Here is a 25,567-nt window from a genome sequence, read left to right on the forward strand (position 1 = left end):
GAGTGAAGATCGACGACTGGCTGCTGGAGATCCTGGCCTGTCCCAACTGCAAGTCCCCCCTGCGAGCCGAACCCGAGGTGGACGAGCTGTCCTGCACCTCCGCCTCGTGCGGCCTGGTCTATCCGGTCCGGGACGACATCCCGGTCCTGCTGGTCGACGAGGCCCGGAAGTCGTGAACTGGGAGCCCGATCGGCTCGACGACCAGAAACAACTGGCCGAGGGCGACCCGGCGGGCATGCTGCGGGCGGTGGCCGACTCGGCCGCGCAGGTCCGCACCTCCCGCAGGGCCGCTCTGGAGTCCGGCCTGTCCTCGCTCGCCGGGGACGGCCGGCCCCGGGCGGTCGTGGTCGCCGGGGTGGGCGGTTCGGGCATCGCCGGTGACATCCTCGACGTGGTGTGCGGCCACGGCGCCCCGCTGCCGATCGTGACCGTCAGATCCCACCGGCTGCCCGGCTGGATCGGCGCGACCGACCTGGTGATCGCGGTGTCGCGCTCGGGCAGGACCGAGGAGACGCTCGCGGTGGCCGCGGAGGCGGTCCGCCGGGGTTGCCGCCTGCTCGCCGTCGGCGGTGCCGACTCGCCGCTCCACGCGATCGCCAGGCAGGCGGGGGCGCCGTTCGTGCCCGTCGCGGGCGGCGGGCAGGCGCGCGCCGCGCTGTGGGCGCTGTCGGTCCCGCTGGTCGTCGCCGCCGCCGGGCTCGGCCTGGTCGAGGCCGGGGAGGAGGTGTTCGAGGAGGTGGCCAAGCGCCTTGAGGACCTCGCCCACCGCTGTCGCCCGGCGAGCGAGTCGTTCATCAACCCGGGCAAGTCACTCGCCATGGAGCTCGCCGAGACCGTGCCGATGATCTGGGGATCCTCCCCGCTGGCGGCCGTCGCGGCCCGCAGGTGGGCCGGTCAGTTCAATACGAACGGCAAGTATCCGGCGATGTGGGGTGAGCTCCCCGGGGCCGGTCACGACCAGGTGGCCGTTCTCGACGGCCCGCTCGCCCAGCGCGACATCTTCGCCGACGAGAGCGGCAGGTCGCTCCGGCTGTTCGTGCTGCGCGACGTGGAGGAGCACCCCAGGGTCGCCCGGCAGCGGGAGGTGTCGGTGCGGCTGGCGGAGGATCGCGGCGTTCCGGTCACGCAGCTCGCCGCGGAGGGGGCGCACCCGCTGGAGCGGCTCGCCACGTTGATCGCGCTCGGGGATTTCGCGAGTACGTACCTCGCCCTCGGGTACGGGATCGACCCGGCCACTGTGTCGGCGATCACAGAACTCAAGGCAAGGGTTTCGCAATAGGATCCTTGTCCTGTCTTCCCTGACCGAACAAGCTTTCTTGACCAACGAGCTGAGCGGAGGCTGCCGTGAGCGCGGGCGGCGGTACTAAGGCAATCATCGCGGCGTTGGCGGCCAACCTGGCGATCGCCGTGGCCAAATTCGTGGCGTTTCTCTTCACGGGTTCGTCATCGATGATCGCCGAGTCGGTCCACTCGGTGGCCGACTCGGGCAACCAGGCGCTGCTGCTCCTGGGCGGCAAGCGCGCGCAGCGGGCGCGCACGCCCCAGCACCCCTTCGGCTACGGCCGGGAGCGCTACTTCTACGCGTTCGTGGTGGCGGTGGTGCTGTTCACCATCGGCGCGGTGTTCTCCCTCTACGAGGGCATCCACAAACTCTCCGCCAACGAGCAGCTGGAGTCCCCCCAGTGGGCCTTCGGCGTGCTGATCTTCGCGATCATCGCAGAGTCGTTCTCGTTCAGGACGGCGATCATCGAGTCCAACCACGTCCGGGGAAACCAGTCGTGGGTGCAGTTCATCCGCCGCTCCAAGTCGCCCGAGCTGCCGGTCATCGTGCTTGAGGACCTGGGCGCGCTGCTCGGCCTGATCTTCGCGCTCTTCGGCGTGACCATGGCCGTGGTGACCAAGAACCCCGTCTGGGACGGGATCGGCACCATCATGATCGGCGTCCTGCTCGCGGTGATCGCGATCATCCTGGCGATCGAGACCAAGTCGCTGCTGCTCGGCGAGGGCGCGGGCCCCGAGGTCGAGACCCGCATCGCGGACGCCCTGGAGAGCGCGCCCGAGGTGACCCGGATCATCCACATGCGCACCCTCCACCTGGGCCCCGAGGAGATCCTGGTCGCGGCCAAGATCGCGGTGGACCACGACGACACGGCCGCCGACGTGGCCCGCGGCATCGACGAGGCCGAGCAGCGCATCCGCGCGGCCGTCCCGGAGGCCCGCGTCATCTACCTGGAGCCCGACCTCGACAGGAGCAGCGTCAACGGCGCCGTCTGACCCCGGGGCCCACGGGTTCTGAAGAGACGGGGACCCCGGCGCACACGCCGCCGGGGTCCCCGTGCTTTTCCCTGATGGTTCAGTCGTGCGGGACGACCAGGCCCGACTCGTAGGCGTGGATCACCGCCTGGGTGCGGTCGCGCAGGCCCAGCTTGGCCAGCAACCGGGCCACGTGGGTCTTCACCGTGTGCTCGGTGACCACGAGGTGGGCCGCGATCTCGGCGTTGGACAGGCCCCTGGCGACCAGGCGCAGCACCTCGCCCTCGCGCGGGGTGAGCGGGCTGCCGGTCGGCATCGGCCGCCGCTGCCGGGAGAACTCCGAGATCAGCCGCCTGGTGATCCTCGGGGCGAGCAGCGCGTCGCCGCGCGCCACGATCCTGACCGCCTCGGCCAGGTCGTTCGCCCGGACGTCCTTGAGCAGGAATCCGCTCGCCCCCGCGATGAGCGCGTCGTACACGTAGTCGTCCAGGTCGAACGTGGTGATGATGATCACCTTGGTCGTCTCGGTCTCCAGGATCCGGCGGGTCGCCTCGATCCCGCTCATCCCGGGCATCCGGACGTCGAGGAGGGCGACGTCCGGACGGATCTCCCGCGCCAGCCGTACGGCCTGTTCCCCGTCGGGGGCGGTGCCCGCGACGGTGAGGTCGGGCTGCGCGCCGATCACCGCCGCGAATCCGCGCAGCACGATCGGCTGGTCGTCGGCGATCAGCACCCGGATCGGCGTGCCCGCCGTCCCGCGGTCGTCGTGGATGCGGCCGGGGGAGAGGGCTCTCGCGGGGACGGTCATTCCAGCGGGAGCCCGGCACGGACCAGGAAGCCACCGGCCGACCCCGGGCCGGCCCCGAACCAGCCGCCGAGGGCGAGGGCGCGCTCGCGCATGCCGACCAGGCCGTGCCCGTCCGGAGTGTCCCGCGAGGGGCCGGGGCCGTCGTCGGTGATCCGCAGCACCAGCAGGGCCGGACGGTAGGTCAGCTCGATCGACACCCGGGCGCCGGGCGCGTGGATCCTGGCGTTGGTCAGCGCCTCCTGGACGATCCGGTAGGCCGAGACGTCCACGGCCTGGGGTACCGGCACCTTCTCGCCGACCACGTCGAGGTCCACCTCGCCGTCGTGCTCTTCGAGGAGTTCCGGGAGCCGGGCCAGCCCCGGCTGCGGCGCGGTCTCCGGGGCGGTCGTGACGTCGGCGCGCAGCACGCCGAGCAGGCGGCGCATCTCGGTGAGCGTGCCGCGCGCCGAGGCGGCGATGTCGGCGAACTCCCGCCTGGCCTGGTCGTCCAGGTTCTTGAGGGTGTAGGGCGCGGTCTCCGCCTGGACGGCGATCATCGAGACCGAGTGGGCCACGATGTCGTGCATCTCCCGCGCGATCCTGGCCCGCTCGGCCGTCGCCGCGTGTTCCCCGAGCCTTTCCAGGTTGTCCGCCCGTATCTCCACGAGCTCCGTGTGGCTCAGGTGCAGGTTGGACAGGAGGGTCAGGGCGCCGACCATGGCCGCTCCCAGCAGGACGAAGGGGCTCACCGTACCCCCGCCCGCGTACCAGCCGGCCGCCAGGAGCAGGAGCGTGACCGATCCGCCGGCGATCCACGCCGTGTGGTGGTCCAGCTGCCTGACGATCGTGTAGAAGCACAGCAGGACGGCCGCGTACGCCGCGACCGGCAGGTCGCCGGGCGTGATCCCACCGGCGAGCAGGCCCGCGGTGCCGGTCAGCACGAGGGCGGACGACAGTCTCGGCGTGATCCGGCGGGCCATGAGCGGCACCGTCGCCAGGATGGCCATGACGATCCGGACCGCCGGGTCGTGCATCCACGACGCCGGCGTCACGGCCCCCGGTGTCTCGGAGGAGAGGAACCACGAGAGAAGCTCGGCCCCCTGTGTCCCTTCGAGGGAGAAGAACTGCATGAGAAGTACGACGCTGAGAACGCCACCCACCGCGATGTCGATGAGCAGGAGCCCGGTGGCGACCGGCGGCTTCAGGTTCCGGGCGAACCGTTCTTCCCGAGGAAGCGAGGTGGTCAGATCCATGAGGGAATTGTGGTGATCCGCGAAGCCGCTGTCGTCACTCCCGGGAGCGACGTTGGAGCAGGCGCAGCGCCTTCTCCTTCTCGAAGTCCAGTGCCCTGCGGGGTGCCTGCAGACGGCCGATCCGCAGCCCCAGATCCCGTACGGCCTGCGCGACGGCGGGCTCGCTCAGTGTCCGCAGCGCGAAGGCCAGCTCGGCGGGAGAGATGTCGAACCGCTTCTCCAGCTCGACACTCTGGGCGACGGCCGAGAGCTCGTCGGGGCCGAACCGCCGGTGCGCGCCCTCGTTCCTGATCGGGGGGAGCAGCCCGAGCGCCTCGCGGTAGCGGAGCATCCGGGGGGACATGCCCAGCCTCCTGGCGGCCTCGGTGATCCGCATCGGCGACCTCTTTCCAGCGCTTTTCCGGGAAACCTTACATTCTTGTGTCAGGTTACCCGCTCTGGAGGTGCGCGGAGCCCTTCCGGCCGCCTAAACTCGACATACATCGACTGTTCCGGTGGAGCGGCGGGCCCGGCCCCAGAGCGAAGCACGATCGCGAGACAAGCGCGACGGGCGAGGGCGTGAGGCGAACGCCGCCCATCAACCAGAGGGGTAACCACACATGGACTTCAAGGTCGCCGACCTCTCCCTTGCGGCCTTCGGCCGCAGGGAGATCCAGCTCGCCGAGCACGAGATGCCGGGCCTGATGGCCGTTCGCAGGGAATACGCCGCGGCCCAGCCGCTGGCCGGTGCGAAGATCATGGGCTCGCTGCACATGACCATCCAGACCGCCGTGCTCATCGAGACCCTGGTCGCGCTCGGCGCCGAGGTCCGCTGGGTGAGCTGCAACATCTTCTCCACCCAGGACCACGCCGCCGCCGCCGTGGTCGTCGGCCCCGAGGGCACTCCGGAGGACCCCAAGGGCGTCCCGGTCTTCGCCTGGAAGGGCGAGACCCTGGAGGAGTACTGGTGGTGCACCGAGCAGGCCCTGACGTGGCCCGGTAGCGACGGCCCCAACATGATCCTCGACGACGGCGGCGACGCCACCATGCTCGTCCACAAGGGCAGCGAGTACGAGAAGGCCGGAGCCGTGCCCAGCGGCGACGAGAACGACCCGGAGGAGTGGGGCGTCGTCCTCGAACTGCTCCGCCGCACGGTCACCGACGAGGGCCGCTGGACCCGGGTCGCCTCGCAGATCAAGGGCGTCACCGAGGAGACCACCACCGGCGTGCACCGCCTGTACGAGATGTTCAAGACCGGCACGCTGCTCTTCCCGGCGATCAACGTCAACGACTCGGTGACCAAGTCCAAGTTCGACAACAAGTACGGCTGCCGCCACTCGGTGCTCGACGGCCTCAACCGCGCCACCGACGTGCTCATCGGCGGCAAGGTGGCGCTCGTCGCCGGATACGGCGACGTCGGCAAGGGCTGCGCCGAGGCCCTCAAGGGCCAGGGCGCCCGCGTCATCGTCACCGAGATCGACCCGATCTGCGCGCTCCAGGCGGCCATGGACGGCTTCCAGGTCACCACGCTGGACGAGGTCGTCGGACTCGTCGACATCTTCGTCACGACGACCGGCAACTTCAACATCATCACGGCCGACCACATGGCCCGGATGAAGCACAACGCGATCGTGTCCAACATCGGGCACTTCGACAACGAGATCGACATGGCCGGGCTGGCCAGGATCCCGGGCATCGAGAAGACCGAGGTCAAGCCGCAGGTCCACACCTGGCGCTTCCCCGACGGCAAGCAGATCATCGTGCTCGCCGAGGGCCGCCTGATGAACCTGGGCTGCGCCACCGGCCACCCCTCGTTCGTCATGTCCAACTCCTTCACCAACCAGGTGATCGCGCAGATCGAGCTGTTCGCCAAGACCGACGAGTACCCGATCGGCGTCTACGTGCTGCCCAAGCACCTGGACGAGAAGGTCGCGCGCCTGCACCTCGACGCCCTGGGCGTGAAGCTCACCACGCTCACCAAGTCCCAGGCCGAGTACATCGGCGTGGACGTCGAGGGACCCTACAAGTCCGACCACTACCGTTACTGACATCCGCGGCCGAGTTTCACCGGGCCCCCGCGACGTCGCGGGGGCCTTCGGGCGATTCCGGGGTTCGGGCGAGATCTGGGGAGACACGTGGACAGCGCCGACAGCGCTCTGGTGGCCGCGGGGGAGCTGAGGATCGGGTGGGCGGCGCGGGCGATGCCGGTGCTCACCGCCCTCGGTGAGCGGTTCGCCGCCGAGCGGCCCTTCGACGGGCTGCGGATCGCCGCGTGCCTGCACGTCACCGCCGAGACCGCCGTGCTCATGGGCACCCTCAAGGCGGGCGGTGCCGAGATCGCCCTGGCCGCGTCGAACCCCCTGTCCACCCAGGACGACGTCGCCGAGGCGCTCCGTGACTACGGCGTCGTCGTGCACGCGCAGGCCGGGGTGACCATGGACGCCTACTACCGCCACATCCACCAGGCGCTCGACATCGTCCCGGACATCGTCCTGGACGACGGCTGCGACCTGGTCAACATCCTGCACACCGAGCGGACCGAACTGCTGGAGACGGTCTCCGGGGGGTGCGAGGAGACCACCACCGGGATCATCAGGCTCCGGCAGATGGCCGCGGAGAAGGCCCTCAGGTTCCCCGTGGTGGCGGTCAACGACACGCGGACGAAGCGGATGTTCGACAACCGCTACGGCACCGGCCAGTCGACCATGGACGGGATCATGCGCGCCACGAACACCCTGCTCGCGGGCAAGACCGTGGTGGTCGCCGGGTTCGGCTACTGCGGCCGGGGCGTCGCCGAGCGGGCCAGGGGCCTGGGGGCGCGGGTCGTGGTGACCGAGATCGACCCGGTCAAGGCGCTGGACGCCTCACTGCAGGGCTACGACGTACGGTCGATGGCGGCGGCGGCCCGCGCCGGGGACGTGTTCGTCACGGTCACCGGCAACCGCGACGTGATCAGGGGCGAGCACCTGGCGGAGATGAAGGACGGCGCGATCCTGGCCAACGCCGGGCACTTCGACGTCGAGATCGACGTCCGCGCCCTGGACGACCTGGCGCACGCCGTGCACCGGGGGGTGCGTCCCAACACCGACGAGTACGTCCTCGCCGACGGCCGCAGGCTCCTGCTGCTCGCCGAGGGCCGCCTGGTGAACCTGACCGCGGCCGAGGGGCATCCCGCCGCCGTCATGGACATGTCCTTCTCCGCGCAGGTGCTCTCGGTGGCGTGGCTGGTCCGAGAGCGGGCGCGGCTGGAGCCGGGGGTCTACGACGTGCCGGGGGAGGTCGACGTGGAGGTGGCGCGGCTCAAGCTGGCCGCGGCCGGGATCGAGATGGACGAGCTCACCCCCGACCAGGAGGAGTACCTCCACTCGTGGCGGCTCGGCTCGTAGTCAGGGACGTACGCCTGTCGTCCGGGGTTTTCGAGAAGGATGTCCGGGCCGGAGGGGCTTCGAGCTCGGCCTCCGGGCCGGGGAGCGTCAGAGCTCGGCCTGCATCTCCCGCATCCTGCGGATCTCGGCGCTCTGGGTGGCCGAGACGTCGTTGGCCAGCTCCTCGATCCGCTGGTGCGAGCCGGAGATCAGGACCTGCTCGGACATCGTGAGCGCGCCCTGGTGGTGCGCGGTCATGAGCTGCAGGAAGAGCCGGTCGAAGTCCTTGCCGGAGGCGGCCTTGAGCGCCTCCATCTGCTCGGGCGAGGCCATGCCGGGCATGCTGTCGTGCTCGGTGTGGTGCTCGGGAGCCCGCATGCCCTGCTGCTGGAGCCAGGAGATCATGAACTGGATCTCCGGCGCCTGCGAGTCCTTGATGCGCGAGGCCAGGCCCTTCAGCCTGGTGTGCTCGGCCCTGGTCGGGGCGAGGGAGGCCATGTCGAGGGCCTGCCGGTGGTGGACGACCATGTTCTGGACGTACGTCACGTCGGCCGCGTTGGCGGTGGGCGAGGGCACGAGGGTGGCGGCCTCGCTCGGGCCGACGGTCCTGGCGACCTCGCCCGGCCTGCCGGGGACGATCACCGGCGCCGAGGCCTGGGGGGACGGGGCCGGTTCGGGCTCCGCGCTGCACGCGCTGAGAGACAGGGCGGCGATCACGGCGATGAGCGCGACGCGCACCCGGCCTCCTTCGTGAATGTCCAGTAGCGAAAGACCGTAACCCCTGCTGGTGCGGTCCGTAAAGACCGCACACCGGTAACAGTTGCTGACACTGTGACGGCTTGCCTGACGACCGTACAGCATGAACCATTTAACCGTTTATGCACCTTTTATTGGGTGCATGTGTCAAGGAGGTTCACGAGTGTCCACCCCCCTCAGGAAGGGCCTGACCGGCCGGTTCCTGTTCGTGGCCGGGGTCGCCGTCGCGACGGCGCTCGCCGCGTTCCCCGCGCAGGCAGCCGACATCCCGGCACCCGGTGAGATCGCCAAGAGCGCGAACATCGAGCATGTCCTCAACGTCGTCAAGCCCGCCGCGCTGACGGACATCAACACCGACATGGCGTTCCAGGGCGACTACGCCTACGTCGGCAACTACACCGGCTTCTCGATCTACGACATCAAGAGGCCCACCAGGACCTCACTGGTCAGCTCGGTGGTCTGCCCCGGCGGGCAGATGGACATGGCGGTCTACGGAGACCTGCTGTTCGCCGCGGTCGACTCCTCGCGCAACAACGACTCCTGCAGCAGCGTCGGCCAGAGCGCGGCGACCAAGGAGTCGTGGGAGGGCATCCGGATCTTCGACGTCAAGGACAAGAAGAACCCCAAGTACATCAAGTCCGTCGAGACCAACTGCGGCTCGCACACCCTGACCCTGGTCCCGGGCAAGGGCAGGGACCGCAAGAACGTCTACGTGTACGTCTCCTCGTACAGCCCGAACGCGTCGTTCCCCGACTGCCAGCCGCCGCACGACAAGATCTCGATCGTGAAGGTGCCGCTGCGTGACCCGGCCTCCGCCGCGGTCGCCGCCACGCCGGTCCTGTTCCCCGACGGCGGCAACCCGGGTGAGACCCTGCCCTACCCGGAGCGCACCTCGGCCACCTCCGGCTGCCACGACATCACCGCGTACCCGGAGAAGGACATCGCCGCCGGAGCCTGCATGGGTGAGGGCGTCCTGATGGACATCTCCAACCCGCTCCAGCCGAAGGTCACCGCCACTGTCCGCGACGACCAGAACTTCGCGTTCTGGCACTCGGCGACCTTCAACAACGAGGGCACCAAGGTGATCTTCACCGACGAGCTCGGCGGCGGCACCTCGGCCACCTGCAACGAGGCGATCGGTCCGAACCGCGGCGCCAACGCGTACTACGACATCAAGCGCGGTCAGCTCACCTTCAAGAGCTACTTCAAGATCGCCCGCCACCAGGCCGACACCGAGAACTGTGTCGCGCACAACGGCTCGCTGATCCCGGTCAAGGGCAAGGACATCATGGTCCAGGCCTGGTACCAGGGCGGCATCTCGGTCGTCGACTTCACCGACTCGTCCAAGCCGCAGGAGATCGCGTTCTTCGAGCGCGGCCCCGACAACACCGCCCCCGCGCTCAGCGGCGGCTTCTGGTCGGCGTACTACTACAACGGCTACATCTACGGCAGCGACTTCAACCTCGGCCTCGACGTCCTGAAGATCCACGACAGGCGTACGGACAAGGCCGAGCGGGTCGAGTTCGACATCCTGAACGCGCAGACCCAGGCGTCCTACCGCGAGGGTGGCCACGGTCACGGCCACGACGACGACCACGGTCACGGCGGCCACGGTCACTGATCTCTGACGGCGGTCATGGCCACTGACCTCTGACAACGGCCACGGCCCCATCGGCGGAAGGCCACCGGGAGCTCGACGAGCGCCCGGTGGCCTTCGTGCGTCCCGGCCGGGAAAGCCCGGCGGATGACGGAAGGGACATCGACCGTAAACTTTTCCGGGGCCTTAGTAAAGAGATCGCCTCATATTTTATTGTGACAAAGTCATGCTCCGTTGGACCGGCTGTCAGGAGGGGCGATTTGCTAATTTATGCATGCCTTATGTCCGCTCCAAGGAGGCACCCGAGTGTTCGCTCCCCGAAGGACCGTCCGGGCGTTGGTAGTGGCGGCCACGGCCGCCGCGATGCTGATGTCCACGGTCTCGGCCCAGGCCGCCGACATTCCCCCGCCCGGCGAGGTCGTCACCAGCCCCAACGTGACGCACGTGGGCACCCTGCCCAAGCTCCCCGGCCTTGAGGCCACCACCAACAGCGACATCGCCTTCCAGGGCGACTACGCCTATGTTGGCAACTACGGCGGCTTCTCGATCTACGACATCAGGAACCCGAGGCGCGCCCAGCTCGTCAGCGGCGTCCTGTGCCCCGGCTCCCAGATGGACGTGTCGGTCTACGGCGACCTGCTGTTCGCCGCGGTCGACAACTCCCGCAGCGACGACTCCTGCAACAGCGTCGCCCAGCCGGCCAGCGTGAAGGAGTCGTGGGAGGGGGTCCGGATCTTCGACATCAAGGACAAGAAGAACCCCAAGTACATCAAGTCCGTCGAGACCAACTGCGGCTCCCACACCCTGACGCTCGTTCCCGGCAAGGCCAGGGACCGTAAGAACGTCTACCTCTACGCCTCCTCGTACAACCCGAACGCCACGTTCCCCGACTGCCTGCCGCCGCACGACAAGATCTCGGTCATCAAGGTGCCGCTGCGCACCCCGACCGCCGCGGCCGTGGTCAAGACGCCGGTCGTCTTCCCCGACGGCGGCAACGAGACGCAGCCGGGCCTGCTGCTGCCGACCAGCGGCTGCCACGACATCACCGTCTACGCGGAGAAGGACATCGCGGCCGGGGCCTGCATGGGTGACGGCGTCCTGTTCGACATCTCCGACCGGGAGAACCCGGTGATCACCGCGCGGGTCACCGACCCGAACTTCGCGTTCTGGCACTCGGCGACGTTCAACAACGAGGGCACCAAGGTGATCTTCACCGACGAGCTCGGCGGCGGCGGCGCGGCCACCTGCAACGAGGCCACCGGCCCGAACCGCGGCGCCAACGCCTACTACGACATCAGGCGCGGCAAGCTGGTCTTCAAGAGCTACTTCAAGATCACCCGCTACCAGGCCGACACCGAGAACTGTGTCGCGCACAACGGCTCGCTGATCCCGGTCAAGGGCAAGGACATCATGGTCCAGGCCTGGTACCAGGGCGGCGTCGCCTTCGTGGACTTCACCGACTCGTCCCGTCCGAAGGAGATCGGCTACTTCGAGCGCGGCCCCGAGCCCGACGGCGGAGGCGGCGGCATCTGGTCCGCGTACTACTACAACGGCTACGTCTACGCCAGCGACTTCCGCAGGGGTCTGGACGTCCTCAAGATCGACGACCGTCGCACCGACCCGGCCAAGGGCGTCCGCCTGGACCGGCTGAACGTGCAGACCCAGGCCTCCTACGGAGGGCACGGTCACCACTGATCGTCCGGCGCGGCCGTCCCTGAGAGGGGACGGCCGCCCATGAGGAACCTGCTAGACGCGTGAGGAAAGGGGCGGCGGGCCTTCCCGCCGCCCCTTTCCCATTGCCGAACGGGGAGACGGGGAGGTCAGGCGGGAGGGACGAAGCCACCGGGCGTGGGGTCGGGCTCCCGCGCGGGGGACCCGCCCGCAGGCGGCGGAGGCGGGGGAGGCGCCGGATGCGGTGGCCCCGCCGGGGGCGGGAGCGGGATCCGCGGCTGGGACGGCCGGTGGTCGGGCCGCGCGTGAGGCTGAGACGCCGATCCGGGAGGCGCGTACGGAGCGGGAGGGTACGGCTGACCTCCGGGGGCGGGAGGCGCGTACGGCCCGCCTGTGGCCCCGGGAGGCGCGTACGGGTGAGGCTGGAACGACGGCGCGTGAGCCGGGTGAAACTGGGGCGCCGACGACGGAGAAGGGGGCGGGGCCTGGCCGGGGTGCTGCCGATCGGTCCACTGCTGGGCCGGATGGTGCGCGCCCGTCCGCTGGGCCAGGCGCGCCTGCTCGCGGCGGCGGCGCTCGGCCAGGACGGCGGTCAGGTAGGCGAACGGCGGCACACCGGGCGGCGCGGGCGGGGAGACGAAGGCCGACATCTCGGTGGCGATGCGCACGCCCATCTCGTGCTGGACGGCGGGGGCCAGGTCGTGCCAGCGCATGAGGTACTGCCTCGCGGTGGCCGCGACCTGCTCGGGCAGCCGCGACAGCTCCAGCGTCGCCGCCCACGGGGCGAGCATCGGCGGCATGTCCAGCGGCGGCCCGTACTGCCGGGGGGCCCGTTCGGAGATCACGATGGTGCCGGAGAAGAGGTCGCCGAGCCGCTTGCCCTTCTCCGAGACGAGCGAGCTGATCAGCGCGGGGGCGCCGCTGAGCATCCAGAACTCCAGGACCCCCGCCAGCCCGCGGAACAGGGCCTGCCGGAACCGCTCGGGGCCGCCGTCGTCGCTGACGACCCGGAGCCCGAGCGCGAGCTTGCCCAGGCTGCGCCCGCGCGTGAGCGTCTCGAAGGCCACCGGGTAACCGACGATCACGAGCACGGTGAGCACGATGTAGACCATCGTCGTCAGCGCCGGATCGCTCAGGAACCCCAGGCTGCCGACGAGCAGGGAGGCGCCCAGCAGCGTCAGGACCTGGAGCGTCATGTCGATCAGCAGCGCCGCGGCCCTGCTCGGGAGCTGGGCCACGCGGACCTCGACGACCACGGCCTCGCCGGTTACGACATCGGACACAATCAGCACCCTACCTTCGACTGGATAGGCTGCCCGCGTGGACATCGACGCCTTCGTCACCGCGCACCGGCCCGCCTGGGATCGTCTTGAGCACCTGGTCCGGCGGCGCGGCTCGCTGGACGGCGCCGAGGTCGATGAGCTGGTCGACCTCTACCAGCGGGTGGCCACGCACCTGTCCCTCGTCCGCTCGGCCTCCGCCGACCCGATCCTGGTGGGCCGCCTGTCGGCGCTCGTCGCCCGCGCCCGCTCCGCCGTGACCGGGGCGCACACCCCGGCCTGGCGGGAGTTCGTCCGCTTCTTCACGGTCTCCTTCCCGGTGGTCGCCTACCGGGCCCGCTGGTGGTGGCTGGCCACGAGCGTCGCGTTCCTGCTGGTCGCCACGGTCGTCGCGGTCTGGGTGGGGGAGAACCCCGCCGTCCAGGCGGCGATCGCCACCCCCGAGGAGATCACCCAGCTCGTCGAGCACGACTTCGCCGACTACTACTCGGAGAACCCGGCGACCTCCTTCGCCGGGCAGGTCTGGGTCAACAACGCCTGGGTCTCCATGCAGGTCATCATCATGTCCATCCTGCTCGGCCTGCCGATCCCGTACGTCCTGTGGGAGAACGCGCTCAACGTGGCCGTCTCCGCCGGGCTGATGGCCTCGCGCGGCAAGCTCGACATCTTCTTCGGGCTGATCACCCCGCACGGCCTGCTGGAGCTGACCGCGGTGTTCCTCGCCGCGGCCGTCGGCATGCGCCTCGGCTGGACGGTCGTCGACCCCGGCCCGCGCAGGCGCGCCGAGGCCCTGGCCGAGCAGGGCAGGGCCGTGATGAGCGTGGCCCTCGGCCTGGTCGTGGTGCTGCTCGTCTCCGGGCTGATCGAGGGCCTGGTCACCCCCTCGGGGCTGCCCACCTGGGCGCGGATCGGCATCGGGGTGGTCGCGGAGGCCGCCTTCCTCGCGTACGTGATCTTCTTCGGCCGCCGGGCCGTCGCCGCGGGGGAGAGCGGCGACGTGGAGCGTGCCCCCGACCTCGCCCCCAGCACGGGCTGAGCGTCCTACCCCAGAGCGACCTCGCTCGCAGCGCGGGCTGAGCGCCCCACCTCAGAGCGCCCTACCTCAGAGCGTCCCGTCTCAGAGCCGCCCGGCCGCCTTCAGGGCCAGGTAGGCGTCGGCCAGGGCCGGGGCGATCTGCTCGGGGGCGGTGTCCACGACCTCCACGCCCTGGCGGCGCAGCAGGGCGGTGATCCTGCGCCGTCCCGCGCTCAGGTGCTCGGCCGCCGCGGCGCCGTAGACCAGCTCCGAGGTACCGCGCCCGGCGGCCATCTCGGCCACCTGGGGGTCGGAGACGGCGGCCAGGAGCACCAGGTGCCGCGAGGAAAGACGGGGAAGGACCGGTAGGAGGCCCTCCTCCAGCGCGGCCGGGTTGAGGTCGGTCAGCACGACGACCAGGCAGCGCCGCCTGGCCCGCGACATGACGGCCGCGACCATCCCCGCGGAGTCGGCCTCGACCAGCTCGGCCTCGATCGGGGCCATGCTGTTGACCAGCGACGACAGCAGCTCCGTACGGCCGGTGCCGGACACCCAGGCGCGCACCCCCCGGTCGTGGGCCATGAAGTCGACCCGGTCACCCGCGCGGGAGGCCAGGGCGGCCAGCAGCAGCGCCGCGTCCATCGACCAGTCGAGGCGGGGCCAGCCGGGCACGACCCGCGACCTCCCGCCCCCGGCGGACCTCGGCACCTCACCGGCCAGCGGGATCGGGGCGGTGCCCACCCTTCCGGCCGAGGTACGGCCGGTGTCGAGCACGATCAGCACCCGCCGGTCGCGTTCGGGCCGCCAGGTGCGGACCACGACGTCGTCGCGGCGCGCGGTGGCCCGCCAGTCGATCGAGCGGACGTCGTCGCCGACCACGTACTCCCGCAGCGAGTCGAACTCGGTGCCCTGCCCCCGGATCATCGACGGGTGCCTGCCCTCCAGCTCCCTGAGCCTGGACAGCTTGGCGGGCAGATGCTTGCGGCTGAGGAAGGGCGGCAGCACCCTGACCGACCAGGGCACCCGGTGCGAGCCCTGGCGGGCCGCCACGCCCAGCGGGCCCAGCGTCCGTACCGTCACCGTGACCGCCTCGCGGTCGCCCCTGCGGGTGGGGGTGAGCGTCGTGACCAGCCGGCGGCGCTCCCCGGGGGGTACGTCCAGCGGCAGGTGCCGGGGCGTGGCACCCGCGGAGGGCGGCCAGGCGTCCCTGAGCACGCCGCGCGCCCGGCGGGGGCCGGGGTTCTCCACGATCAGCTCGACCGCGACCGACTCGCCGAGCCGTACCAGCCGCTCGCCCGCGCGGGTGAAGCGCAGCGGGCGCACGCTCCCGGCCAGCAGCAGGTCGACCGCGACCAGCGCCACGATCAGCAGTGTCACCCCGGCGACGGCCGGTCCCGGCTGGGGGGCGAACAGCACGGCCAGGGTGCCCAGCAGCGCCAGCAGCGCGGCCCGTCCTGTCAGCGCCATGGTCAGCGGGGGACGGGGACGGAGGCGAGGATGGCGTCGATGAGGCCGTCGGCGGTCGCGCCCTCCAGCTCGGCCTCGGGACGTATCTGGATCCGGTGCCGCATCGCGGGCCTGGCCAGCGCCTTGACGTCGTCGGGCGTCACGTAGGCGCGGCCGGACAGCCACGCCCAGGCCCGCGCCCCGGCGAGCAGCGCGGTGGCGCCGCGCGGGGAGACGCCGAGCTGGAGCGAGGGCGACTGGCGGGTGGCCCTGGCGATGTCCACGATGTAGCCGAGCACCTCGGGACCCACGTGCACCTGGCTGACCGCCGCGCGCCCCGCGGCGAGGTCGGCGGCGGTGGCCACGGCCTTGACGTGCGACAGGTCGCGCGGGTCGAAGCCGAGCGCGTGCCGCTCCAGCACCGCGATCTCCTGGTCGCGGGGCGGCAGCGGGACGGTCAGCTTGAGCAGGAACCGGTCGAGCTGCGCCTCGGGCAGCTGGTACGTGCCCTCGTACTCGACGGGGTTCTGGGTGGCGGCCACGATGAACGGGTCGGGCAGCGCGCGCGCCGACCCCTCCACGCTGACCTGGCGCTCCTCCATCGCCTCCAGCAGCGCGGCCTGCGTCTTCGGGGGCGTGCGGTTGACCTCGTCGGCGAGCAGGAGGTTGGTGAAGACCGGCCCCTCGCGGAACTCGAACTCCGACGTCTTCGCGTCGTAGATCAGCGAGCCGGTGATGTCGCCCGGCATGAGGTCGGGGGTGAACTGCACCCGCTTGAAGTCGAGCGAGAGCGCCGCCGACAGTGTCCTGACGAGCAGGGTCTTGGCGACGCCCGGCACGCCTTCGAGCAGCACGTGGCCCCGGCAGAGCAGCGCGATCACCAGCCCGGTGACCACGGCGTCCTGGCCGACGACCGCCTTGGAGACCTCGGCGCGCAGGGCTCCCAGCGCCTCCCTGGCGCGGTCCGCGCTCTGCGCGGAAGCTGCGGAAGCTGCGGCGGGTACGGCGGATGCGCCGGGCGCGGTCCTGACGACGGAGGTCGCCTCGGTGAGACCGCCGTTCCCCGGTGGTGTGGTCACGACTTTCCGACCTGCCTTTCCACGATGTCCATGTATTCGGCCAGGGCTACCAGCCCCGCCTCGTCGACCGGCGGCGGTCCGTACAGGGCGGCGCCCACGTGTGACGCTGCCTGGCCGGTCCGCTCGGCGATCGCGTTCACCAGCGCGTCGGGGCCCGCCCCCGAGGGCAGCCCGAGGCGGGGGGTGACCCGGTCGGTGAAGCCCGCGCGCAGGGCCGCGGCGGCCCGGTCGCGGGCTCGCCGCGCACGGTAGAGCCTGGCACGTCCCTCGACGGTCTCGGCCGCCCGTACGACGACGGGCAGCCGCTCGGCCACCACGGGGCCGAGCCTGCGGCCCCGCCAGAGCGCCAGCAGCAGCACCGCGACGAGCACCTGCGCCACGGCCCATTTGATCCCCTCGGGGACCAGGTCGTAGAAACCCGTTTTGCGGTCGCCCGCCTCGGCGACGGCCTCGGGGGCCGTCAGCCAGATCAGGGTGGGCCGCGCACCGGCGAGGTTCGCCGCCAGCGCGGCGTTGCCGTCCTCGGCGAGCCGCAGGTTGGTCATGAACTGCGCGTCGCCCGCGACGGTGACCGTCCGGCCCCCCACGGTGTGGGAGACCAGGGTGGGCGCCCCGTTCGCGGGGTAGCAGCCGACCGCCCCGGAGGGCACGGTGAGGGCCACGCCGCCGCCGTAGGCGCTGCCCGCCCTCGTCGCGGCCGGTAGCGCGCACCGGGGCTCGCGGGAGCGCGCCCGCGCCTCGCGCACCGGGGTCACTCCCGGCGCGAGCAGGTCCAGGTGCTCTCGTACGCCGACCGCCAGCAGGTCCGAGGGGGTGGCGGCGAGCCGCTCCGCGTCGTCCTCGCCGAGCGGGAAGGTCTCGCTCACCAGCAGCGTGCTGCCCGTGGAACCCGCCCGCCCGGCCAGCGACACCGCCTCGGCGACCGAGGTGACCCGCTCGACCCGCACGCCCCGCGCCTGCAGCAGCCGGGCCAGGCCCTTGCCTCCCGACAGCGAGGTGTCGGCGGGGTCGAGGGCCCTTCCCGGCCCGCCGGAACCGCCGAGCAGCACACCGGCGACGGCGACGGCGACCACGAGGAGCGCCACCAGCACGACGCCCCTGCCGCCGCGCCAGAGGCCGCCAACGGTCGGCGAGGTGGAGGTCGTCGCGGAGTCCCGCTCGGTGTCCTGCGCGCTGACCTCCGGGGAGGCCGGTCCCGCCTGTCCGGGCGCGGCCAGGCTCATGGCGCGCCCGCCCCCGCGACGGGCGCCGGGCGGGCCGCGCGCAGGTGCTCGTCGAGATCGCGCATGACCCCGTACGCCTCGGGTGTGCCGGGCACCTCGCCGTAGGTCACGTCGTCGAACACCCGGGCCGCCGAGGTCAGCTCGGCGGCGAGCGCGGGCAGCGCGCGACCGGCCTCCGCGGCCAGCTCACCGGCGGTGCGGCCGGGCGTGTAGTCGATGATCACGCGGTCCTCCAGGTCGCGGGCGACGGCCCGGAGCCGCTCGCGGACCGCCTCGGACCACCGGGCCTCCGCCGCCAGCCGCTCGGCGGCCTCGCGGTGCTCCGCGGCGGTGAGACGGCGGTCACCGAAGATCCCCCCGGCGCGGGCCGTCCCGCCCCTGGCGGTCCTGCGGGCGACCAGGAGCAGCGCGACGACGATCCCGACCACGATCGCGAGCAGGGCCGCCCGCGCCGCGATGCTGCCGACGGCGCCCACGGACTCCTGGTCCAGCAGGTCGCCGATGAACTGGTTGACGTTCCGCCAGACGCGGTCGACCAGGGACTCCTTGGCGTACTCGGGTCTGAGCAGCTCCTGGATCGCCTGGCGCCGCGCCTCTTCGCGCTCGATGTCGATCGGGGACGTCAGGAGTGGGACCACGGGGCTCCCTGGTCGGGGGATCCGTGCCGCGCGGGGCCCGCGGGCGTGATGGAGGGATCCCACAGGTCGTCGGCCGACGCGTGGACCCATCCCTGCCGCTGCTGCTCGATCGCCGCGGTCTGGAGCACCAGGTCGAACGCCTCGGAGCGCATCCGCCGGTCGGCGTAGAGCAGGCCGTTGACCCCCGCCTGGAGGGGATAGGTGATCATCGAGCCGAGGGTGACGCCCACGGCGATGAGGATCGCCGAGGCGATCTGGGCGCCGGTGGAGCCCCCGCCGAGGAAGGCGAGGAAGGTCCCGCCCAGGACGAACGGGAAGGCGAGCACCTGGCCGATCAGGAACGCGATGATCTGGGTGAGGATCACGATGCCGAGCGTCCGCCAGAAGCCGCCGGAGACAAGGTTCCAGGACCTGCGCAGGGAGTCGGCGACGCCGCGCCGCTCCAGCACCGCGGCCGCCGGGGCGAGCACCAGCCGGGTGGTGACGAAGAGGGCGTAGACCACGTAGGCCAGCACCGCCACCACGCCCACGACCGCCACCACGGCGACGTCGGCCCCCGCCGCGCCGAGCGCGAGGAACAGGCCGACGATCAGGGCCATCGGGACGAGCAGGACCACGAGGTTCACGACGACCAGCCCGAACAGCGTGGGCACCCGGTTCCGGGTGAGCGTCCAGGCCTCGCCGGCCGTCACCTTGCCGCCGAAGACCGCGCGGCCCAGGATGCGGGTCAGCACGCCGGTCAGCAGCGTCACCGCGACGAACTGGACCGCGTAGGAGAGCAGGGTGCCGCCGTACTGGCCGAGGAAGTCTCCCTCGGCGGGGACCGCCTCCGGGTTCTCGATGATCGGGGTGAGGGAGTTGAGGACGATCACCTGCCCGATCGCCAGGGGGATCGCGCCCAGCGCGGCGGCGATCGCCGACAGGCCCAGGACGCTCCTGGGGTTGGAGCGCACCAGCTTGATCGTGCCGTCGAGGATGTCGCCCAGGCCGAGCGGGCGCAGCGGGATGATGCCGGGCCGCATCGCGGCGGGCACGCGCGCGCCGTACGGCGGCGGGCCGTATGGACCCTGCATGTACGGAGGCCGCTGGTACGGTGCCTGGCCCTGGGGCTGCCCGGGACCCTGGGGAGGTCCCTGCGGCGGGGCGCCGGGAGGGCCGGACGCCGGGCCGGGTGCGGTCCACGGCGATCCCGGGGCGTCGCCGTACGGCGGAGGTTGGTTGGACGCCCAGCCCGGGGGCGTGCCGGAAGCGCCGGGACTGGAGCCGTGACCGTCTGACATATCCCAATCCTGACATGTGGACACACCATCCGTGGTGATCGGGCGATCACGCGAACGTTTCATCCTCCCGGAGGGCGGCGGAGATGCCGGAGGGATGGCCGAGACGCCGTGGTTTACCGCAGACTGTGACCGTGGTCATCATCGCCCGGCGTCCGCAGTCGCCGGGTCGGCGGTGGCCGTGGGGGGCAGCACTGCGCGTTCTCCGTTGCGTGCGCCTAAAATTCGTCATTTGGACGCCCAGTCGTCGGCCGGTGTCATCCAGTAGGCGGACAAGGGTAATCTTCGACGATCGAGCGGTTTATCCCAATAACTCCCGAACTGCGTAAACCGAATGAGGGGCCATGAAAGGACGCGTGCTGGTCGTCGACGACGACGCGGCTCTCGCCGAGATGCTCGGTATCGTGCTGCGCGGGGAGGGCTTCGAGCCCTCCTTCGTCTCCGACGGTGACAAGGCGCTCGACGCGTTCCGCGACACCCGGCCGGACCTGGTCCTGCTCGACCTGATGCTGCCCGGCGCCGACGGGATCGACGTCTGCCGCCGCATCAGGGCCGAGTCCGGGGTGCCGATCGTCATGCTGACGGCCAAGAGCGACACCATCGACGTGGTGCTCGGGCTGGAGTCGGGGGCCGACGACTACATCGTCAAGCCCTTCAAGCCCAAGGAGCTCGTCGCCAGGGTCCGCGCCCGGCTGCGCCGCACCGACGAGCCGACGCCGGAGATCCTGCAGATCGGCGACATCACGATCGACGTCGCCGGGCACTCGGTCAAGCGGGAGGAGGAGACCATCAACCTCACCCCGCTGGAGTTCGACCTGCTGGTCGCCCTCGCCAGGAAGCCGCGCCAGGTCTTCACCCGCGAGGTCCTGCTCGAACAGGTCTGGGGCTACCGCCACGCGGCCGACACCCGCCTGGTCAACGTGCACGTGCAGCGGCTCCGGGCGAAGATCGAGAAGGACCCCGAGCACCCCGAGATCGTCGTGACGGTCCGCGGGGTCGGGTACAAGGCCGGACCGGCCTAGCCGCCCGTTCCCCCCGGACCCCGAGATGCCTCCCGCACCGAAGAAACGCCGTCGCACCCCGCGCCAGCTGCTGCGGGGTGTGCGGCGCCGCGTCCGGCGCGTGGCCGGCCGGGCGCGCCGCGTCTTCTGGCGCTCGCTCCAGCTGCGCGTCGTCACCAGCACGATGGTCATCTCCATCGTGGTCGTCGCCGTGCTCGGCGTCTTCCTGATGCAGCAGATCATCAGAACCACCCTGGAAACGAGGGAGAGCGCGGCCAAGAGCGAGGCGCAGGCCGACAGGAACGCGGTGCTCGGCTACCTCAACCAACCGGCGGCCGAGGCCGCCAAGCAGCCCGTCGAACCGGGCCAGCCACCGCAGCCCGTGGGGGGCAGCCCGCTCAGCCAGGCCACGGAGGCGCTCGCGCGGCGCGCGGGCTCGGCCAGCCGCTACTCGGTGATCATCCGCAACGAGAAGCTGCCGGGGGCGTTCTACGGGACCACGGACATCGACCCCGTCAGCATCCCGCCCAGGCAGCGCGACGAGCTGTTCAAGAAGGAGATGGGCGAGGACAGCACCTGGTACACCCCGCTGTACTACAAGGGGCAGCCAGAGCAGCCGGTGCCCGGCATGATCATCGGCACCCGCCTCGACTCGTCGTACGAGATCTACCACCTCGTCCCGCTGGACAAGGAGGAGCAGACCCTCGCCTCGGTGCAGCAGATGATCATCCTCGTCGGCGCCGGTCTCGTGCTGCTGCTGGCCGCGATCTCCTCGCTGGTCACCCGCCAGGTCGTCACGCCGGTGCGGCTGGCCAGGCAGGCCGCCGAGCGGCTCGCCGCCGGGCGCCTGGACGAACGGCTGAAGGTGCGAGGCGAGGACGACCTGGCCCGCCTGGCCACCTCCTTCAACGAGATGGCCGCCAACCTGGCACTGAAGATCCACCAGCTGGAGGAGCTCTCCCAGGTCCAGCGCCAGTTCGTCTCGGACGTCTCGCACGAGCTGCGCACCCCGCTGACCACCGTGCGGATGGCCGCCGACCTGCTCTTCGACGCCCGCGAGGACTTCGACCCGATGGCCGCCAGGTCGGCCGAGCTGATGCAGAACCAGCTCAACCGGTTCGAGGCGATGCTCGCCGACCTCCTGGAGATCAGCCGCTACGACGCGGGCGCGGCCGACCTCGACGTCGACCCGGTGGACGTCAGGGACGTGGTGCTGCGCGCCGTCGCCGACTCCGAGGCGCTGGCCGAGCGCCACTCCACCCGCTTCGACCTGCGCCTTCCCGGCGAGCCCTGCATGGCGGAGATGGACAGCCGCAGGGTCGAGCGCATCCTGCGCAACCTGCTGTTCAACGCGATCGAGCACGGCGAGGGCCGCGACGTCGTCGTCTCGGTCGCCGCCGACCGGGACGCGGTGGCGGTGGCGGTACGCGACCACGGGGTGGGGTTGAAGGCGGGCGAGGAGAACCTGGTCTTCGACCGGTTCTGGCGGGCCGACCCGTCCAGGGCGCGCACGATCGGCGGTACGGGCCTGGGGCTGGCCATCTCCCGCGAGGACGCCATCCTGCACGGCGGCTGGCTGCAGGCGTGGGGCTCGCACGGGGAGGGTTCGCAGTTCCGGCTCTCGCTGCCCAGGGTGGCCGGGGCGGTGCTCAGGGGCTCGCCCCTGCCGCTCGTACCCCCGGAGGTGGAGATGCGACGCACGTGGCGAGGGCACGTCACGCCGGTGCTGTCACCGGCGGCGGCCGACGGGGGACGCGATGCGGACTAGAACCGAACGGGCACGACGCCGCCCGGAGCCGGGGGCGGGGAACGCCGCGCGGACCGGGATCCACGAGGTCCACGAGGTCCACGAGGTACGGCACGCGCCGACGCGTACCGGAGGGCGCGAGGTCCACGAGGCGCGGCGCGTGTCGGCGCGCTCGTGCGGGCGGCGGTACGCACCTGCGCTGGGCAGGGGCGCGCGGAGCGCGGGGACGGCGATCCTGGCGATCGCCCTGGTCTACGGCCTGAGCGCCTGCTCGGTCATCCCCACCGGCGGCAAGTCCGTCGTCGCCGTCGACAACGAGCGCAAGGGCAGCCCGCTGGGCGACCCGTACGCGCGGGTCATCGCCATGTCGCCGAAGGCCGACTGGTCACCGGAGGAGGTCGTCACCGGCTTCCGCGCGGCCATGGCGAGCCTCGACGACACCACCTTCCAGGTCGCCCGCGAGTACCTCACCGGCGACTTCGCCGCCAAGTGGAACCCGCACAGCGGCGTCACGGTCTACCGGCAGGGCGAGTACGAGAAGTTCGCGCCGCTGCGAGAAGAGGACAAGCAGGCCCAGGTCACGCTTAAGGGCTCCAAAACCGCGATCATTGACCAGGACGGCCGATACCGTCCGAGTGGCGGACCCCTGAACCAGCCCTTCACCCTCGCCAAGGGGGCGAACGGCGAGTGGCGCATCAGCTCGGCCCCCGACGGCCTCCTGCTGTCCGAGGCCGACGTCGCCCGCGGCTACCTGCCCGTGGACCTGTACTTCCTCGACTCGCAGTGGAAGGGGCTGGTGGTCGACCAGGTACGGGTACCGATCGACCCGGGCGCCAACTTCGCCAAGACGACGGTCGAGCGGCTGCTGCGGGGGCCGAGCAGCTCCCTCAAGGACGCGGTGCGCACCGCCTTCACCGGCACCGAGCTCATCGACGTCACCATCGAGAACAACAGGGTCGTCGTCGACCTCACCAGGCGGGTGGACTCCGACCTGATCGACCCGATGTCGGCCCAGCTCGCCGCGACGCTCGCCGCGCTCACCAAGGGCGGCTGGGGCTTCGAGGTCAAGGTGAACGGCGAGCCCTACTATCCCGACTCGCCCCTCCAGATCGACGCCCAGGAGCAGTCGAACTTCGACCCCTGGACGACCCCCGACGCCGTCTACCCGTTCTACATCGCCGACGGCGCGCTGCGGCTGCTGGACAAGGAGAACGCCGGGCATCCCGTACCGGGCAGGACCGGTCAGAAGGGGGGCGCGCTCACCCACCCCGCGATCAGCGGCCAGCCGATACAGCAGGTGGCGGGGCTCTCCGGGGACGGCAAAAGCGTCTCCGTCGCGCCGCTCGTCGCGGGCGGCGAGTGGCGGCTCTGGGCCACCGGGGTCTCCCTCGCCCCGCCGACCTGGGACCGCTACCACACGCTCTGGACGGTCGACCGGCCCAACGACCACACCTCGGTCATCACCCGGCACGACGGCGACAACAAGCACCAGTACCGGGTGTCGGCCCCCGACCTGGAGACGCTCCACATCGAGTCGCTCAAGGTCGCGCGGGACGGCGTGCACGTCGCGGTGGTCGTCAAGGACGGGCTGGGCGAGCAGGTCCAGGTCGGCACCGTCATCGGGGAGCGGGAGAGCACCCGCATCACCAACCTCCAGACCGTGGTCGACATCGACGGCAACCAGACGATCAAGGACATCGCCTGGAAGGACGGCAAGACCCTGTACGCGCTCACCGGCAAGTCGGAGCTGCTTGAGGCCTCGGTCACCTCCGAGCCCAAGTCGCTGGCCTTCGACTCGCGGATCGAGAGCATCACCGCCCTGGACGGCACCCTGCTCGCGGGGGCCAGGGACGAGCAGGGCGACCGTCAGGTCCTGTTCTGGAACTCCGCCAAGTGGGAGGCGCTGATCAAGAACGAGATCGGGACCACGGACTTCACCGGGAACGGGCCCTCCTTCCCGGCCTTCCCGTTGGGCTGAGCGGGTCTCTGCCGGGACTTTGGGCTGAGCGGTTTCTGTCGAGAGGCTGGGCTGAGTGGTCTCTATCGGGGCTCTGGGGCGAGCGGTTTGTGCCGGAAGTCCGATCTGAGCGGTCTCTGCCGGGAGTCTGGGCTGAGTGGTTTCCACCGGAAATCTGAGTCGAACGGTCTCTGCCGGGGCTCTGAGTCGAGTGGTTTTTACCGGGACTCCGGGCCGGGCGGTGCCTCCCGGGAGTCGCCCTCCTGCGGCGTGGTATGGGGTCTTCGCCCTGGGTCGGGTCGCCTTCCGGGACGGGGCCCCGCCTCCCGGCGGGGGCCCGAACCCCCCTCGGGTACTCTGGGCTGGGCTTTTTGTCGGTGCCTTATGAAACCTTGGATTCGTGACGACCGCCATGCTCGACCTGATCCTGCCGCCCCGCTGCGCCGGATGCGACGCGCCGGGCGCCCTCGTCTGTCCCCGGTGCGCGGCGGAGCTGCACGGAGCGCCCGCCCTCCGGATGCCAGACCCCGTCCCGCCCGGCCTGCCCGAGTGCTGGTCGGCGGCCGAGTACACCCCCGCCGTGCGGCGGGCGATCATCGCCTACAAGGAGCGCGGCCGCACGGCCCTCGCCCCTCCCCTGGCCGGGGCCCTGGCCCTGGCGGTCGCCACCGCGGCCGGTGAGCGGCCGGTGCTGCTCGTGCCGGTGCCCAGTGCCCGACCCGCGCTGAGGCGCCGCGGGCACGACCCGGTGGTCCGGCTCGCGGATCTGGCGGCGGGTTACCTCCGCGAGGCCGGTTGGCCCGCGAGCGTGGCGAGGATGCTCGCCCAGCGCCGACGCGTCGCCGATCAGGCGGGGCTGAGTTCCCTCCAGCGGGCCGCGAATCTCTCCTCCGCGTTCACCGTCGCGATCGGCCGCAACGCGCCTGTGCCGCGCTCCTGGGGCGGCACGGAGGTGGTTGTGCTGGTCGACGATGTCGTCACCACCGGCGCGACGCTCGCGGAGGCGGCCAGGGCGATGCGCGAGGCGGGGGTGACGCCGTCCCTCGCCGCGACGGTCGCCGCGACACGCCGGAGATCCACGTCCGGAGACCGTGACGGAGGGTGAGACGGCGGCCGGTGACCGGCCTCACCCCGGCGCCATACCTCACTGTCCCGGCGGTTCCTTCCTGGCTGCTCAACGGATGCGAGAAGCCTTCGTTTACCATGCCGCCGACCCGCGAGGGCGGGAGGGTAAGGCGGCCCG

General features: G+C 71.3%; 22 protein-coding genes. 12 read left to right on the top strand and 10 right to left on the bottom strand.

The genetic code is table 11. The features are described 5' to 3' along the window. The first annotated feature begins 2 nt into the window (after positions 1-2). The 3 genes from ACW9TB_RS18210 to ACW9TB_RS18220 all read left to right on the top strand — a co-directional run bounded on the left by ACW9TB_RS18210 (position 3) and on the right by ACW9TB_RS18220 (position 2,274). Complete coding sequence (locus ACW9TB_RS18210; protein WP_012888128.1) at positions 3-176, top strand: Trm112 family protein; 174 nt, start codon at positions 3-5, stop codon at positions 174-176. Beyond that, positions 173-1,279: an SIS domain-containing protein gene (locus tag ACW9TB_RS18215; RefSeq protein ID WP_472749191.1), complete on the top strand. Its 1,107-nt coding sequence runs from the start codon at positions 173-175 to the stop codon at positions 1,277-1,279. Before ACW9TB_RS18210 ends, ACW9TB_RS18215 begins: the two co-directional genes overlap by 4 nt. Before the next feature lie 65 nt (positions 1,280-1,344). Next, the gene (locus tag ACW9TB_RS18220) at positions 1,345-2,274 is read left to right on the top strand and encodes a cation diffusion facilitator family transporter (RefSeq protein WP_472749192.1); all 930 of its coding nucleotides are present in this window, start codon (positions 1,345-1,347) and stop codon (positions 2,272-2,274) included. A 79-nt stretch (positions 2,275-2,353) separates the two neighbouring features. Here ACW9TB_RS18220 and ACW9TB_RS18225 read toward each other — a convergent pair whose 3' ends face one another. Genes ACW9TB_RS18225 through ACW9TB_RS18235 form a run of 3 tightly spaced genes read right to left on the bottom strand, consistent with a single transcriptional unit; the run spans position 2,354 to position 4,669 of the window. Next, entirely contained in the window at positions 2,354-3,061 is a 708-nt protein-coding gene (locus ACW9TB_RS18225; protein WP_472749193.1) for a response regulator, read from the bottom strand. Further along, positions 3,058-4,293 carry a sensor histidine kinase gene (locus tag ACW9TB_RS18230; RefSeq protein WP_472749194.1) on the bottom strand — a complete coding sequence of 412 codons (1,236 nt, stop codon included), beginning with the start codon at positions 4,291-4,293 and terminating at the stop codon, positions 3,058-3,060. The genes ACW9TB_RS18225 and ACW9TB_RS18230 overlap by 4 nt, the downstream gene beginning before the upstream one ends. A 34-nt stretch (positions 4,294-4,327) precedes the next feature. After that, positions 4,328-4,669 (bottom strand): MerR family transcriptional regulator, encoded by a 342-nt coding sequence (locus tag ACW9TB_RS18235; RefSeq protein WP_472749195.1) that lies wholly within the window; start codon positions 4,667-4,669, stop codon positions 4,328-4,330. Positions 4,670-4,892: 223 nt separating this feature from the next. Here ACW9TB_RS18235 and ahcY point away from each other — a divergent pair, with 223 nt between their 5' ends. Next, positions 4,893-6,320: an adenosylhomocysteinase gene (gene ahcY / locus ACW9TB_RS18240; RefSeq protein WP_472749196.1), complete on the top strand. Its 1,428-nt coding sequence runs from the start codon at positions 4,893-4,895 to the stop codon at positions 6,318-6,320. Between the two features lie 87 nt (positions 6,321-6,407). After that, the gene (locus ACW9TB_RS18245; RefSeq protein ID WP_472749197.1) at positions 6,408-7,658 is read left to right on the top strand and encodes an adenosylhomocysteinase; all 1,251 of its coding nucleotides are present in this window, start codon (positions 6,408-6,410) and stop codon (positions 7,656-7,658) included. Between the two features lie 87 nt (positions 7,659-7,745). On the opposite strand, the gene ACW9TB_RS18250 is transcribed toward ACW9TB_RS18245, so the two are convergent. After that, positions 7,746-8,375 carry a DUF305 domain-containing protein gene (locus tag ACW9TB_RS18250; RefSeq protein WP_472749198.1) on the bottom strand — a complete coding sequence of 210 codons (630 nt, stop codon included), beginning with the start codon at positions 8,373-8,375 and terminating at the stop codon, positions 7,746-7,748. Positions 8,376-8,556: 181 nt separating this feature from the next. Between ACW9TB_RS18250 and ACW9TB_RS18255 the strand changes: the two genes are divergently transcribed. Next, positions 8,557-10,014: an LVIVD repeat-containing protein gene (locus ACW9TB_RS18255; protein WP_472749199.1), complete on the top strand. Its 1,458-nt coding sequence runs from the start codon at positions 8,557-8,559 to the stop codon at positions 10,012-10,014. A 282-nt stretch (positions 10,015-10,296) separates the two neighbouring features. Beyond that, positions 10,297-11,685, top strand: coding sequence for an LVIVD repeat-containing protein (locus ACW9TB_RS18260; protein ID WP_472749200.1), 1,389 nt, complete (start codon positions 10,297-10,299; stop codon positions 11,683-11,685). A 125-nt stretch (positions 11,686-11,810) separates the two neighbouring features. Here ACW9TB_RS18260 and ACW9TB_RS18265 read toward each other — a convergent pair whose 3' ends face one another. Continuing rightward, positions 11,811-12,944: an RDD family protein gene (locus tag ACW9TB_RS18265; RefSeq protein ID WP_472749201.1), complete on the bottom strand. Its 1,134-nt coding sequence runs from the start codon at positions 12,942-12,944 to the stop codon at positions 11,811-11,813. 37 nt (positions 12,945-12,981) lie between these two features. Here ACW9TB_RS18265 and ACW9TB_RS18270 point away from each other — a divergent pair, with 37 nt between their 5' ends. After that, on the top strand, positions 12,982-13,977 hold the full coding sequence (locus tag ACW9TB_RS18270) for a stage II sporulation protein M (RefSeq protein ID WP_472749202.1): 996 nt from the start codon (positions 12,982-12,984) through the stop codon (positions 13,975-13,977). Between the two features lie 81 nt (positions 13,978-14,058). On the opposite strand, the gene ACW9TB_RS18275 is transcribed toward ACW9TB_RS18270, so the two are convergent. From ACW9TB_RS18275 to ACW9TB_RS18295, 5 genes are all read right to left on the bottom strand, one after another. Further along, on the bottom strand, positions 14,059-15,423 hold the full coding sequence (locus ACW9TB_RS18275; RefSeq protein ID WP_472749203.1) for a DUF58 domain-containing protein: 1,365 nt from the start codon (positions 15,421-15,423) through the stop codon (positions 14,059-14,061). 2 nt (positions 15,424-15,425) lie between these two features. Next, positions 15,426-16,349 (bottom strand): AAA family ATPase, encoded by a 924-nt coding sequence (locus ACW9TB_RS18280; RefSeq protein ID WP_472749307.1) that lies wholly within the window; start codon positions 16,347-16,349, stop codon positions 15,426-15,428. A gap of 128 nt (positions 16,350-16,477) precedes the next feature. Next, on the bottom strand, positions 16,478-17,704 hold the full coding sequence (locus tag ACW9TB_RS18285) for a DUF4350 domain-containing protein (RefSeq protein ID WP_472749204.1): 1,227 nt from the start codon (positions 17,702-17,704) through the stop codon (positions 16,478-16,480). Further along, positions 17,701-18,342, bottom strand: a complete 642-nt coding sequence (locus tag ACW9TB_RS18290) for a DUF4129 domain-containing protein (RefSeq protein ID WP_472749205.1) — start codon at positions 18,340-18,342, stop codon at positions 17,701-17,703. The genes ACW9TB_RS18285 and ACW9TB_RS18290 overlap by 4 nt, the downstream gene beginning before the upstream one ends. Further along, a complete protein-coding gene (locus tag ACW9TB_RS18295; RefSeq protein WP_472749206.1) occupies positions 18,327-19,415 on the bottom strand; it encodes a DUF7847 domain-containing protein in 1,089 nt (362 codons plus the stop codon). The genes ACW9TB_RS18290 and ACW9TB_RS18295 overlap by 16 nt, the downstream gene beginning before the upstream one ends. 548 nt (positions 19,416-19,963) lie before the next feature. Here ACW9TB_RS18295 and mtrA point away from each other — a divergent pair. From mtrA to ACW9TB_RS18315, 4 genes are all read left to right on the top strand, one after another. After that, positions 19,964-20,641 (top strand): MtrAB system response regulator MtrA, encoded by a 678-nt coding sequence (gene mtrA, locus ACW9TB_RS18300; RefSeq protein WP_030907316.1) that lies wholly within the window; start codon positions 19,964-19,966, stop codon positions 20,639-20,641. A gap of 25 nt (positions 20,642-20,666) precedes the next feature. Beyond that, a complete protein-coding gene (gene mtrB / locus ACW9TB_RS18305; RefSeq protein WP_472749207.1) occupies positions 20,667-22,388 on the top strand; it encodes an MtrAB system histidine kinase MtrB in 1,722 nt (573 codons plus the stop codon). Then, on the top strand, positions 22,378-24,345 hold the full coding sequence (locus ACW9TB_RS18310) for an LpqB family beta-propeller domain-containing protein (protein ID WP_472749208.1): 1,968 nt from the start codon (positions 22,378-22,380) through the stop codon (positions 24,343-24,345). The genes mtrB and ACW9TB_RS18310 overlap by 11 nt, the downstream gene beginning before the upstream one ends. A 379-nt stretch (positions 24,346-24,724) precedes the next feature. Then, positions 24,725-25,429 (top strand): ComF family protein, encoded by a 705-nt coding sequence (locus tag ACW9TB_RS18315; protein WP_472749209.1) that lies wholly within the window; start codon positions 24,725-24,727, stop codon positions 25,427-25,429. Positions 25,430-25,567 lie beyond the last annotated feature (138 nt).

Source organism: Streptosporangium sp. H13245, from assembly GCF_055690525.1.

Excerpts from the sequence above, each read along its gene's own strand:
- ACW9TB_RS18225 (WP_472749193.1), bottom strand. The coding sequence starts at position 3,061 with ATGACCGTCCCCGCGAGAGCCCTCTCCCCCGGCCGCATCCACGACGAC.
- ACW9TB_RS18230 (WP_472749194.1), bottom strand. The coding sequence starts at position 4,293 with ATGGATCTGACCACCTCGCTTCCTCGGGAAGAACGGTTCGCCCGGAAC.
- ACW9TB_RS18235 (WP_472749195.1), bottom strand. The coding sequence starts at position 4,669 with ATGCGGATCACCGAGGCCGCCAGGAGGCTGGGCATGTCCCCCCGGATG.
- ahcY (WP_472749196.1), top strand. The coding sequence starts at position 4,893 with ATGGACTTCAAGGTCGCCGACCTCTCCCTTGCGGCCTTCGGCCGCAGG.
- ACW9TB_RS18275 (WP_472749203.1), bottom strand. The coding sequence starts at position 15,423 with ATGGCGCTGACAGGACGGGCCGCGCTGCTGGCGCTGCTGGGCACCCTG.
- ACW9TB_RS18285 (WP_472749204.1), bottom strand. The coding sequence starts at position 17,704 with ATGAGCCTGGCCGCGCCCGGACAGGCGGGACCGGCCTCCCCGGAGGTC.
- ACW9TB_RS18295 (WP_472749206.1), bottom strand. The coding sequence starts at position 19,415 with ATGCAGGGTCCATACGGCCCGCCGCCGTACGGCGCGCGCGTGCCCGCC.
- mtrA (WP_030907316.1), top strand. The coding sequence starts at position 19,964 with ATGAAAGGACGCGTGCTGGTCGTCGACGACGACGCGGCTCTCGCCGAG.
- mtrB (WP_472749207.1), top strand. The coding sequence starts at position 20,667 with ATGCCTCCCGCACCGAAGAAACGCCGTCGCACCCCGCGCCAGCTGCTG.
- ACW9TB_RS18310 (WP_472749208.1), top strand. The coding sequence starts at position 22,378 with ATGCGGACTAGAACCGAACGGGCACGACGCCGCCCGGAGCCGGGGGCG.